11 protein-coding genes and 1 pseudogene are annotated in these 12,396 nt (G+C 40.7%); 5 read left to right on the top strand and 7 right to left on the bottom strand.

Annotation, left to right across the window (positions count from 1 at the left end; translation table 11 throughout):
* Positions 1-290: 290 nt before the first annotated feature.
* Genes QNI08_RS14010 through QNI08_RS14000 form a run of 3 tightly spaced genes read right to left on the bottom strand, consistent with a single transcriptional unit; the run spans position 291 to position 2,514 of the window.
* Positions 291-1,031, bottom strand: a complete 741-nt coding sequence (locus QNI08_RS14010) for an amino acid ABC transporter ATP-binding protein (RefSeq protein ID WP_285768029.1) — start codon at positions 1,029-1,031, stop codon at positions 291-293.
* Positions 1,032-1,042: 11 nt separating this feature from the next.
* Positions 1,043-1,708, bottom strand: coding sequence for an amino acid ABC transporter permease (locus QNI08_RS14005; RefSeq protein ID WP_285768028.1), 666 nt, complete (start codon positions 1,706-1,708; stop codon positions 1,043-1,045).
* 26 nt (positions 1,709-1,734) lie between these two features.
* Positions 1,735-2,514 (bottom strand): transporter substrate-binding domain-containing protein, encoded by a 780-nt coding sequence (locus QNI08_RS14000; RefSeq protein ID WP_285768027.1) that lies wholly within the window; start codon positions 2,512-2,514, stop codon positions 1,735-1,737.
* A gap of 302 nt (positions 2,515-2,816) precedes the next feature.
* On the opposite strand from QNI08_RS14000, the pseudogene QNI08_RS13995 reads away from it, so the two are divergent.
* The 3 genes and pseudogenes from QNI08_RS13995 to QNI08_RS13985 all read left to right on the top strand — a co-directional run.
* Positions 2,817-2,942 (top strand): annotated as a pseudogene (locus QNI08_RS13995) (IS1595 family transposase); the annotation flags it as partial.
* An 84-nt stretch (positions 2,943-3,026) separates the two neighbouring features.
* Positions 3,027-3,533, top strand: a complete 507-nt coding sequence (locus QNI08_RS13990; RefSeq protein WP_352231222.1) for a DUF4825 domain-containing protein — start codon at positions 3,027-3,029, stop codon at positions 3,531-3,533.
* Between the two features lie 52 nt (positions 3,534-3,585).
* On the top strand, positions 3,586-4,047 hold the full coding sequence (locus QNI08_RS13985; RefSeq protein ID WP_285768026.1) for a hypothetical protein: 462 nt from the start codon (positions 3,586-3,588) through the stop codon (positions 4,045-4,047).
* A 2,009-nt stretch (positions 4,048-6,056) separates the two neighbouring features.
* Here the strand turns inward: QNI08_RS13985 and QNI08_RS13980 are convergent.
* Positions 6,057-6,881 carry a hypothetical protein gene (locus QNI08_RS13980; RefSeq protein WP_285768025.1) on the bottom strand — a complete coding sequence of 275 codons (825 nt, stop codon included), beginning with the start codon at positions 6,879-6,881 and terminating at the stop codon, positions 6,057-6,059.
* Between the two features lie 387 nt (positions 6,882-7,268).
* Between QNI08_RS13980 and purU the strand changes: the two genes are divergently transcribed.
* Complete coding sequence (purU, locus tag QNI08_RS13975; protein ID WP_445260755.1) at positions 7,269-8,171, top strand: formyltetrahydrofolate deformylase; 903 nt, start codon at positions 7,269-7,271, stop codon at positions 8,169-8,171.
* 56 nt (positions 8,172-8,227) lie between these two features.
* On the opposite strand, the gene QNI08_RS13970 is transcribed toward purU, so the two are convergent.
* The 3 genes from QNI08_RS13970 to QNI08_RS13960 all read right to left on the bottom strand — a co-directional run bounded on the left by QNI08_RS13970 (position 8,228) and on the right by QNI08_RS13960 (position 10,827).
* The gene (locus tag QNI08_RS13970) at positions 8,228-8,869 is read right to left on the bottom strand and encodes an SIMPL domain-containing protein (RefSeq protein ID WP_285768024.1); all 642 of its coding nucleotides are present in this window, start codon (positions 8,867-8,869) and stop codon (positions 8,228-8,230) included.
* Positions 8,870-9,003: 134 nt separating this feature from the next.
* Positions 9,004-9,198 carry a YwbE family protein gene (locus QNI08_RS13965; RefSeq protein WP_285768023.1) on the bottom strand — a complete coding sequence of 65 codons (195 nt, stop codon included), beginning with the start codon at positions 9,196-9,198 and terminating at the stop codon, positions 9,004-9,006.
* 108 nt (positions 9,199-9,306) lie between these two features.
* Positions 9,307-10,827: an FAD-dependent oxidoreductase gene (locus QNI08_RS13960; protein ID WP_285768022.1), complete on the bottom strand. Its 1,521-nt coding sequence runs from the start codon at positions 10,825-10,827 to the stop codon at positions 9,307-9,309.
* 365 nt (positions 10,828-11,192) lie between these two features.
* On the opposite strand from QNI08_RS13960, the gene QNI08_RS13955 reads away from it, so the two are divergent.
* Positions 11,193-12,389: a ParM/StbA family protein gene (locus tag QNI08_RS13955; protein WP_285768021.1), complete on the top strand. Its 1,197-nt coding sequence runs from the start codon at positions 11,193-11,195 to the stop codon at positions 12,387-12,389.
* Positions 12,390-12,396 lie beyond the last annotated feature (7 nt).

The raw sequence follows: 12,396 nt of genomic DNA, 5'->3' as shown, positions 1-12,396 counted from the left end.
GTTCGAGCCGGAAACGGGGTTTATTCATCAAGTATATAGTTTGCGTCTTCAACCTAGAAATATCCATGGAACACGGGGTTTATGGGTTGAGGACCATTACTTGGCAAAAAAATGAGCAATCCAGGATTGTACCCTGAATTGCTCTCATCATGACGTCGGCTCTAGGCCGGTATATTGGTGGTTTAGTACGAATTATTCCCGATCATGGCCGGAATAACGGTTGTTTAGGACGAATTGTTTCCGTGTTAGGACGGAAAACCGGCAATGAAGGACGAATTATCCTTGCCTAATCAAAAGATTGTCGTTTGCAGGAATTCCTTCGTCCGCTCTTCTTTTGGATTTGTGAAGAAATCTTTTGGCGGGCCGCTTTCGACAACCCGGCCATCATGCATGAAAACGATCCAGTCGCCAACATCACGGGCAAAGCTCATTTCATGCGTTACGACCACCATCGTCATCCCTTCCAGGGCAAGCTCCTTCATCGTAGTTAGAACCTCGCCGACCAGCTCGGGGTCGAGGGCGGAGGTAGGCTCATCAAAGAGCAGGATATCAGGCTTCATCGCAAGCGCACGGGCGATGGCAACACGCTGTTTCTGCCCGCCTGAGAGCTTGCTAGGATAAACATCGGCCTTATCTGATAAGCCGACTTTGGCAAGCAATGCCTTTGCTTCTTCAATCGCCTGGGCCTTAGGCACCTTTTTAACATGAGTGGGTGCTTCAATGACATTTTCAAGGACCGTCATATGCGGGAAGAGATGGAAATGCTGAAAGACCATTCCGACTTTCGCGCGGATTTCATTGATATCATGGGTGCCTGGCTTGACCTCCGTCCCCTCAATGAGAATTTGCCCGCTGTCTTTCTTTTCCAAGTAATTCAAGCAGCGAAGCAGGGTGCTTTTACCGGAACCACTTGGCCCGATCAGACATACCACATCGCTATCCAATACCTTCATATCAATATCTTTCAGTACATGCAGATCCCCGTAAGATTTATTTAAATTCCTGATGCGAATCATTTCTTTTTGTTCCATTTCAATTCCCCCTATCGATCACTAATGGACAGTTTCTTTTCGAATAAATTGACGACAATGGTCAGGAATGCCACAAGAATCAAGTAGTAGACCGCTACGATCAATAAATACGTCATCTCATCGAAATTATTCGAGCCGAGCGTAGTGGCTACGTTAAACAGCTCATTCATGGAGATGAAGGCTGCTAGAGAAGAATCCTTCAGTCCGATGATGAATTGGTTGCCCAGCGGCGGCAATGCACGGCGGAAGGCCTGTGGCAGGATGATTCTCCTCAATGTGAGTGAATTGCTCATGCCAAGGGAGCGGCCGGCTTCCATTTGTCCTTTATCGATCGATTGAATCGTACCGCGCAATATTTCAGAGATATACGCTCCGTTATGGAAGGCAAGGGCGAGTGATGCGGCCCAGAAGTCAGGCAATAAGAAGAGATTGCTGATACCGAAGTAGAGGATGAAAATTTGGACGATCAGCGGTGTTCCCCGTACGAGGAATACGTAAGCATCCGAAATCCAGGCAAGGATCTTTATATTGGAAATTTTTAAAAGGGCAAAAAGCAAACCGATGACGATCCCTACAATAATGGAAACTACCGTCAGTTCCAATGTGAGGAGCATGGCACGGATGAACACGTCCGACGAGCTAAATAATGTATCGAAAAAATGTGAAAAACTTGGCAATGTAATGACTCCCTTTCTATCAATCTTTATTCCGGCTTAGTAGTGATGTCCTCACCAAAGTACTTTTTGCTGATCCTCGCGAGCGTTCCGTCTTTCCGGAGGTTCTCAAGTGCTTCATTGATCCGTTTTAGCAGCTGGGGATTGTCGGTTGGCAGGACGACCGCCTGCTCGCTGCGTTCGATCAATTGCCGGCCCTTGACATCGAAACCTTCCTTGGCTGCTTCCTTGCCGGTGACGAAGTCGGTGATGACGGCATCATGACGTCCTTCGCTCAACGCTTTAAGCGCGGTGATATCACTGTCATACGTTTTTACATGATTTGTATATTTTTCTGCAGTGGTTGCATATGTAGAACCTTTCGAAGCCGCAACTTCCTTTCCCTTTAAATCATCAACCGTTTTAATATCGCTATCGGATCGGACGAAGATTTGGGGCCCCGAGTAATAATAGGGGGTCGAGAAGGCAACATGTTTACTTCGTTCTTCATTGATCGTATGGCTGGCAACCGCGGCGTCCGCCCGGCCGGTTTTAACACCCTCGACGATCCCTTTGAATTTAATCCGCTTAGGGACTGGCTCAAGGTTAAGTTCCTTGGCAATGGCATCGCCCACTTCAATATCGAAACCTGTTACGGTCATGTCATCATTGACATAACTGAATGGCTTGAATTCACCTGAGGCAGCGAAAACAAACTGGTCCTTATCAATCAGCTTACTCTCATCCTCTAGCTGATCCTTTTCAGCACAGCCGGACAAAAGCCCGAGAATAACCAGTATGGATAAAATGAATGTAACGGATGATTTCATGATAATCTCATTTCTCCCTTCAAAAAAACTAATCGAAAGGTCTATACCCTTCCGAGATAGTGAATAACCTTATTTTATCGGAAAAATAAACTGAATATTCAATATTTTACGGTATCAAACGAGTAGGAGGAAGGGGGGCGACCGAAGGGGACGGCCTATGACTTTAGAAGTGTTACTAAAGGGAGACTAGTGAATTTTAATTCATTTCATATTCTTACTATCTCAAAAATGAAACCTGGTGTTTCATTTTTGGAACGCGTAGAAGTTTATTTATATATATAATTAATTTTAAGGAGTGGCGGTTCTTATTTGTCGATAGTCGTAGTAACGAAAGCACTAAACAGCATATTAAGGAATTTATACCAACATCCTTTGTATATAAAATCTCGGATACTTATGATAGCTTACGTCTCTCTAAATTCTCCTTAATCTTATTTTTATTGAAATTCAAAGATAAGAAATTATTAGGAGGGATTTTGTTGAATATGAAAAAATTAGATAGAAAATATTAGATGAAAGAAGAGGATATAGTGAAGCGGATTCCCATTTTTTTCATTTCATTGTTATCCCTAATGATATTATCAAGTGGATGCAGTCTAAATGCTGATTCAAAAACTGATTTGTTTCAATATAAGGATTCATATGTTGGTGATAACAGTGCAGTTGGGAATATCGTAAAAGAATTGGCACACAACAAAAAGTTGAATCAAATTTCACTTGAAACCAAGAAAGAACCATATGGAATTACTTTGGAATATAATGATATTGAAGCGGAAAAAGTAGATAAAGAACTGAAAGAAACTGTAATATCAAACTCTACATTTCTTTTTGCTTTAATCAAAAATGTAGATTGGATTACATTTAAATTTCCAGACAATGGATTCTCTGTAACAAAAGAGAAATTACAAGATTGGTACAACAATAAGTTGGATGGATTTGAAAATGAACAGGACTTAAAAAACCTGATACAGGAACAACTGAAGTCTGAGGAATCAATTAATCAGTTTTTTCTAGGTTAGTATCAATAACTAACTTTAACAGAGCCTTTATTTAAAGAAAAAGGTGTAAAGTATGACAAATAAAAAAATAATATTTTTAATAAGTATTCCTGTGGGCTTATTTATTTTAGTTGTTGGTACCCTTTATGTTTATAAGCAAATTTCACAAGGAGAATTTTCAACCTTACCAGATGGTATTAATATAAGTGTTTACAATGCTTCCCAAGATACAATCCCAGAGTCTAAACTCTATCTGGTTAACGGAGATGGAGAGAGGGTAGTCTTAAGCGAGTTCCCTGAATTAAAAGAAAGTAATACTTTTAGTTTCAACACGAAATTTATTCCTGACCAGGACTATAATTTAGCTATTTCCTACGAAATAAATGGAAAAAACTATGAAGAAATTATTATGTATGCTGGTGCAAATTCAACCAAATTAGGTGCTAAAGTTACAATCCATTCGATTGACGAAAAGAATAAAGTAAAATTTAGTTTAAAAACTTATGATGGATTTCAAGTAATTGAAGAAGAATAAAACTGATTAACTATGTCTGCAATACGTCTATTTTCTCTTTGTTAATACATCATGTATTATAAATATTGATTTTATGTCCTTTGCCTAATTTGATATCCAACACCTCTCAATCATTTACAATAACCTTGCTTTGATATCACAATTAATTGCCTTATCGCTTGGATCTCCACTGCATATGCCGTAGCTGAATCAATTGAGTAAGTAATTTAAGCGTTTTCTGGATTTTAAGTTTATTTGGAAGTCATCCCAATACTATTTTATTATGGTAAGTTGTGACTTGTATTAGTGAATAAAGGAATATGTGTATGTAAATAAGGAGTGTTACATTGACAAACAAATTAAAACTTACTTATATCGTATTATTCGTATTACTTCCTGTTTTATATCTAGTTAGTTCATTTATTGTAACGTATCTTCTACAGGGTAGAGAATTCTCTTTATTCTTTAGTGATGTCTTCGGCATTTTAGGTATTTATTATGTATTAGTCAGCATCATCTTTATGATTGCTACAAACATTAAAGATGTAAGCCTAAAAGGCATGTAATCTAAATTGCATGTCTTTTAAATGAAAAAAGGATAATTCCAATAACAGGGGTCTATATTTTCGGTGATGAGCAGAACTTTGTTTGTTTAATAAAGTTTGTTTGAATAATGGACACCGAATAGAAGGCTAGTCGGCTAAAGTTTTGAAGTGTTATTAGGGTTATTGCCTACTTCAGAGGTGCTTTGGGGGCATACTGGTTTTGAAAAAAAGGGAGGTCTTTTTGTGGGAGATATTACTTGGCAATTGTTGAATTTTGGAGGACTTTTGTTATTTTTTTATTTATTAGTTCTTGTGTTTAAAAAGTTAAGAGGTAATGAGAAACAGAAATGAAAAATGTTCTTATAACATAAAGATGAGGTAAATATATGCTGCTACGGTACATAGTTATTTTTATAATAGGTATCTTATCGACTTTCATTATTCAAGATGATCATTTCAACCAGTACAACATTATACAAAATTTATTTTTTAGAATTGTTTGGGCATTATTTTTCTTACTAATTATTTGGTTGCTACAAAAAAATCAAAAGAAAAGTAAATGATATAAATTATTTAAGCTCGAGAGAAGGAAGAGTCATGCAGAAATGACTTTAGACTTACAAAAAGTCGATGGGTGCTAGTTCGGCTGTCATTCTAAAAGAGAACGCCTTAAAGACGTTCCTGGTTTATTTGAGCCACTCTGTCTTTAAACTTGGATATTAAAAGTTAGATTATTTATTACGCTTTTTTCGTTTTACAAAATCGACAATGAAAGAAATTAATAGGAGAAATAATATAAATATAGTAACTTGATATCCTACATCAAACCAATTCACCACATGTGTTTCATTCATGTAATGCCACCTTAATCATTTTCAATAACCTACCAGCTTTGATATCATACACAAATTATCTTAATATTTAGATTTACAAAGCGTTTGCCTTAGCAAGAATCAATTGAGTAGGTGATATAAACGTTTACCCTATTAGTTTTCTAGAGAAGTAATCACGAGGAGTCTAGGCTGTGGAAACAAGCGAACAAAAAAGTAAATGTAACATTCTCTATTTTTTTGAGATTTTACGTCAAGTACGCAAAGGGCGCCAATTTGTTCTAAGTAATTAAACAAGCTGGAAGGGAAATGTAGATAAATAAGTACATGCTTATAAACAATTTAAAAAATTCACCTGCAAGCCCTATTTTGTGAATTACAGGCGAGATTTAAGACCGCTTCTTTTTATTCCTTCGTTCTACTTTTTGTACTTCATTATGGTCTTTTTAGACAAACCCCTGTGTTATCTTCTTTTTAATACAATAGCTAATATTAAAGAAAGCTGCAGTGAAATGATAATTAAAAAAGACAACATATAATCACTATCTAACGATGCATCATAGCTAAGGATAAAAAATAACCCTACAGAAATGGTTAGAATGAAAATGAAATTAATAATGATTTGCCTCATGGGCCCTCCCTTTCTAACAACCAATCAATAAGACAGAGTTAATCCATATGGCCTTGTATCTGTTGTATTAGTGGGTGTAATGGATAAACCGGCTGGATAAACGGACACAGTAGGTGTACCACCAACTCTTCTATGCCCATACTCTATTTTTATGTTTATTTTACCATTTTTAGATGTTGGAACATATACGTATTGTCCGATATACCCTTTATGCTTAGTTTTACTAGTAGAAGCTTTTAAATCATACGAACCAGCCACACCAGCACTTGGTTCCCAATTACTTGGAGAATATTTGATGGCATAATCAATCCATCGCCCATTTCCTTGTTGATCTTGGGAATATCTGTGTTGGTGTTGTGTTACTTTTCCTCCGCTAGTTGGTAAATAGAGCCCTGAACTTGAAGGGAAACCAATAGTCATCTTGTCAACTAAAGTATACGAAGGTGTCTTTAACCATTGAAAGTTACCATACATGTAAAATTTATCTTCTTTTTTACGATCACTAGTTACTTTATATACCGTTCCGCCTAGTTTTAAAGTTGAAGCAGCGATAGTTGCAAATGGTCTAATTTGCACTTGACCAGGCTTGTTAAATTCTGGCACATATATATCCATGATTTCTGATCCAGTATCAATAACTTGAGCTTCCTCTTCAATTAATTGTTTCGCAATTTCAACAGGTAAATCCTCGGCTTCTTCTTCAGTATTACCAACTTCATTTACAAGATAATCTAACTCTGTATGTGTTAGTCTATCTTTGCTAACATTTGTACCATTTTCCTCGGAAAAGCCTTCTGTGGCAAAACCAAAAGAAAATAAAAATACTGCTACTATTGATAAATATTTCATTTATTCCTTCTCCTTTTTTCATTTCATACTACTATTCGGCCGATTGAGTTTTTCGATGAAAACCTCAACTTGTACTAAAATTAACATGAATATTGCTTTTTTGAATTCCAATATAGAGATGATAAATTCCAATTTTGAAACAATATCATTTAGTAAATATGGTATATATTTCGGAGAGGAGAGAAAAAGCTGAAAGGAAGAATTGATCAGCTATTTGTATGCAAGTTTCCTCCTATATTCAACTGAACGGTATACTGCTGTTCTATGAAAAATGCCAGAATACTTTGAAATGGGAAGCATCATTCAAACCCATATTGATGACCGACTTTAATTCTGCCCATGACATGAAGTATAATGTAGCAAAATAGTAGAAGGGCAGTTGGGAAAATGGTGAGCAACTTTGTGCAAGGGCAATTAGAGGAATTTCGCGAAAAAAATCAAGATAGGGGCCGTTTGATTATTCAATGTCCGGACCAGCCAGGAATCGTTTCGACAGTTACGGCGTTTCTTAAACAATATGATGCAAATATCGTCGAGTTAAGCCAGTATTCGATGAATCCTGAGGGTGGTACTTTTTTTACGCGGATTGAATTCGATTGCCCGGGATTAAAGGAGAGGGCAGCGGAAATGGAATCGGCTTTTGAAGAGGTTTCGGAAGCCTTTTCAATGGAATGGACGCTTACGCATGTAAGTGATTTGAAGCGGACGGCCATTTTTGTCTCCAAGGAGCCGCATTGCCTGCTTGAACTGCTATGGGAATGGCAAAGCGGGGATTTGTTGGCCGATATCGCTCTTGTCATCAGTAATCATGAAGATACGAGACAAATTGTCGAATCGATGGGCATTCCTTTTTATTATATTCCTGCAAACAAGGATATTCGTAAGGAAGTCGAGACGAAGCAGCTTGGCCTTCTCGAGGAATTCAATATCGACCTGATTGTGTTAGCGAGGTACATGCAGATCCTGACGCCGGATTTCGTAGCGGCCCATCCGAATAAAATCATCAATATCCATCATTCCTTTTTACCTGCATTCATTGGGGCGCGGCCTTATGAGCGGGCTTATGACCGGGGTGTCAAGCTGATTGGGGCGACCTCCCATTATGTGACGAATGACTTGGATGAAGGCCCGATCATCGAGCAGGATATCGAGCGTGTCGATCATCGTGATTCGGCAGGGGATATGAAGAAAATCGGCCGTTCGGCTGAACGCAGGGTGCTCGCCCGTGCCGTTAAATGGCATTTGGAGGATCGTGTCCTCGTCCATGAAAATAAAACGGTAGTCTTTTAAAGTGGAAAGGGCCCCCTTGGCAAACCAAGGGGGCTTTAGCATGGAAAGTGTAGTATTCAGTACGTATACTCGACCCTTACCGATGCAGTGATGTTCAATTCCCCAGGCTGGATCGGGGTGGCAGCCATTTTTGCAAAGGAGCTTGCTTGGTAAAGCATGGGAGCGGCCGTTTCGGATACCTCGTCAACCTGGTTGGGGATGGGATTCAATGAGATGCCTATCGTTTGAGCCATGGAGAGCGCTTTTTCGTAAGCATTATTTAATGCGAGCGAAAGTGCTTGGTTATAGTAAGCTTCTGGATTTGATAAGGAAAAGCGAATGCTCGTGACCGTATTGGCGCCGCTTTTGACCGCTGTGTCAAGTAAAATTCCAATTTTTTCGATGTCGGTCGTCTGGACCTGGATGATATGCTGGACTTTATAATTCTTGAACAATTCCTTTCCATCGATATAATCGTATTGCGGATCGATTCTGTATTCACTCGTTTTCATATGTTCTTCGGGAATGCCCGCGGATTTAAGGGAGGCGATGACATTCGCGATCGCTTGGGAATTGGCCTGCTGTGCCTGCTGCGGGTCTTCATTCTCCGTCATGACCCCAAGGGTGAGGGTGGCTTGATCGGGAGCTGCTTGCAGCGTTTCCGAGCCGGAAACCTTCAATGTATGTTCATCATTGCGGGCAAAAGATTGTTGATTCATTATGACACCAGCCTTTTTAAAGAGATACATAACCCTATTGTACGAAGTATGGGCGGGAAACATGATTGAAATATCGCTGTCGTTCCCGTTTGCTTGAAAAATCAAAAAAACACTCGGCCTGGACCGAGTGCAGTTTACTTATGGATGACTTTGACCCTGCCAACCTGGCCATCGGTCAATCGTACCTTGATTCCATGGGGGTGACTGCTGGAGTTGGTCAAAATATCCTTAACCGTTCCGCTTGTCAGTTTACCGCAGCGTTGGTCTGCTTTCAGTACGATATCTACAGCTGTGCCTGGGGTAATATCTTTCCGGTTTTGACCGTTCATGCTCGATCCCATCCTTTTTTTTTTGAGTTATTTGCAACGATTCGTTGATGCAGTAACTTCAGTATAAGGAAAACTGCGGGCATAGTCGACCATTAGGTGAATGTTCCGTTAACGTATTTTCTTCAACGGCTCGACAGCCGGGCCATCTAATACCTCTCCGGTGATGGAGAAGCGGGAGGCGTGGCATGGGCAGTCCCATGTCCGGTCGCCGCTGTTCCAGACAACCTCACAGCCCATATGGGTACAGGTGGAGTCGACAATATGAAGCTGGCCGTCATGATCGCGGTAACAGCCAGCCTTGTCTCCATCGACCTTCACGATGGCGCCTTCATCGATGCCCAAGTCCTCTGGGGTTTGATGGATGACGGCCAATTTCCCCTTAATCATATGCTTCGCCACATCGGCATTGTCTTGGACCATATTCAGCAATCCCTTTAAGCGGGAAGGGTTATACAAATCGGCATATCGATTGTCCCTTTGCAAAATATGGTCGGTCATGATCTTTGCAGCGATCGATCCATTGGTCATGCCCCATTTCGCATAACCGGTAGCAATCAGGACGTTTGGATGATTGGGAGTCACCGGACCGACGTAAGGGATCTTATCCGGTGTCACGATATCCTGTGCCGACCAGCGATAAGGAATATCCGTAACATCGAAATAGGTGGAGCTGAAGTCCTTCAGGGCTTCATAATGCTCAATCGTCGAGACTCCCTGCCCCGTTTTATGGCCATCGCCGCCGACAAGGATCAGCTTTTCGCCATCGTCTCCCTCCGTATAACGGATGGAGCGTGAAGGGCTGTCGGCACAATAATACATGCCGCCCGGATATTCCTGCTTGGCCCTGATTGCCAATACATATGACCTTTTTACATGCACACGGGCGAAATATAGGCCCGTTTCGTCATTGAAAGGGAAGTGGGAAGCAACGATTACCCGCTTGCTCCTGATGGTATGCCCCGTATCAGTCAAGACGGTCGGTGGATCGCCGTCTTCAATCTTCATTGCCGTTGTATACTCATAGACCGTGCCCCCAGCCTCCTCGAATTTGGATATCAGTGCCGTTAAATACTTCAAAGGGTGGAACTGTGCTTGATCCTTCATGATCACGGCAGCTTTACAAGGGATGGAGAAGGGGATTTCATCTGTATAATCACCCCTAATGCCAAGCTTTTGATAGGCTTTTAGTTCTTGCTGGATTTTGTGTTTGCAATCTTCGGTATTCGCATAAATATAGGCGTCCTGTGCGATCAGGTTACAGTCGATGGAATGTTCGGCGACCAGGTCCCTGATCAGCTGCATACCTTCAGCATTCGCTTCATAATAGAGCTTTGCCTTCTCTTGACCATGGTCCGTAATCAATTGATCGTATACAAGGCCATGCTGGGCCGTAATTTTTGCCGTCGTGTGTCCTGTCGTTCCGTTAAGGATTTTGCCTGCATCAATCAGTGTGACCTTAACCCCCTGTTTCGCCAAAAGATAAGCAGCGGTGATCCCGGTTATTCCGCCGCCTACGATCAAGGTATCAGTGGTAATATCTGCATCTAGCTTAGGGAATGAAGGGAACGTTAATGCACTTCGCCAAAAAGGTTCCGGGAATTGTGGAAGATCTGTATTTTTTTCAGTCATATAATGTGCCTCCCGTACAGTTCATAATGATTGTCCAGTTATTACCATACCCAAAATCATTTTTTATACGCTTGTTTTTGGAAAAGAACGGTGCTTAAAAGAGGAATTATTTGGGTGTTTGCAAAAACGTATACTTGTAAACAAAAATAGATAGAATGTACACAAATATGTATACATGTTTACAAATGCGTATACTTGGCTCTGTGTAAGCTGTGTACATAGTTGTCCCTATTGTAAACAATTTGAAAACATTTCGACAAATATAGCTACAACTTAAGGAGGATTGACTATCGTGGCAATTTTTTCTATCCTTTAAGGGAATGCTTCACTTAAAATTTTTTCTATGAAAAAGGGGATGTTTTTAGATGAGTTCTAGAATCGCAGCAGTGGACGTAGGCAATGATGCCATCAAAGCTATTTTTGGAAAGCTAGAGTCAGAACTTTATATACCGAACGTCATAGCAAAGGATATAGAAGATCGCCCGGTCATCGGGATTGAGGAACTTGATGAAAAAAACCCATTGGAAGGCATTCATATTAGAGTTCACTCGCCAGCCCTGCAAGATAATAATGCCATTTATCGCGTCGGGAATTTGGCGACAAAAAGTGATAACCCTTCAGAATTGGATATGGGGAGCAGTAAATCGGAAGAAGATCAAACGTTGGTCATGCTTTTTGCAGCCCTGGCATTGGACGCTGTCAAACAGGGGAACAATGATGTGTTCAAAAAAGTGAACAATGTTGTGGAGGCGAATTATACACTTGGAACGGGCTTGCCCCTTCGAGAGGTTAAAGAAGGGAAAGACGTCGGATACCGCTCGAAGCTTTTAGGTTCGGTCCATCAGGTGGAATTCCTGATTACCCCAAAATACCAAGGGCTGAAGGTCAATATCAAATTCGATGAAGTGAAGGTCTATCCAGAGGGCTTTGCAGCATATATTAACTTGGTCATGGATAATGACTTAAATATCATCAACCGTGAGTTGATAGATAGAAGGATATTGATCCAGGACATTGGCGGACTTTCAACGGATATCGCGGTCATCAAAAATCGCAAGGTTGATGATGATAAGGCACAGGGTTTCAACTTGGGAGTGGCAGAAGCGTTGGAGTCGATCCGTGAGGAAATCAGGAAAAAACATGGCGTCGAGCTGGACAGCAGGAGAGACGTCGTCGAAATCATCACGAAGAAAAATGACCGCAATCATATCATGGTCCGCGGAAGCAGGACAAGCGTGCATGATATCGTCGATCGCATTTTAGGTGAGCTTGCCAAGAAACAATATCGCCACTTGCGCAACGTCTGGCAAAAGAATTCCCAAACGGAAATCTGCTATTTTGTTGGCGGGGGTTCGATTGTCCTGAAAGATTATTTGAAAACATTGAACCAAAATTTCGATGGCTACAATATCGACTTTTTCGAAGACGAGCGGGAAAGCGTTTGGATGATGGCAAACGCCTATTATAAATTGATTTCGGACTTTAATCGCCGGAATGCAAAAAAGGAACAAAATCAAGCCCATCCAAAGCGGAAAGAACAAAGAACAGGTTCCATTAAATAGGTGAGAG

Source organism: Peribacillus folii (assembly GCF_030271255.1).
In the GTDB taxonomy this organism is placed as follows: domain Bacteria; phylum Bacillota; class Bacilli; order Bacillales; family DSM-1321; genus Peribacillus.
This window is presented reverse-complemented; position numbering and strand designations above follow the sequence as displayed.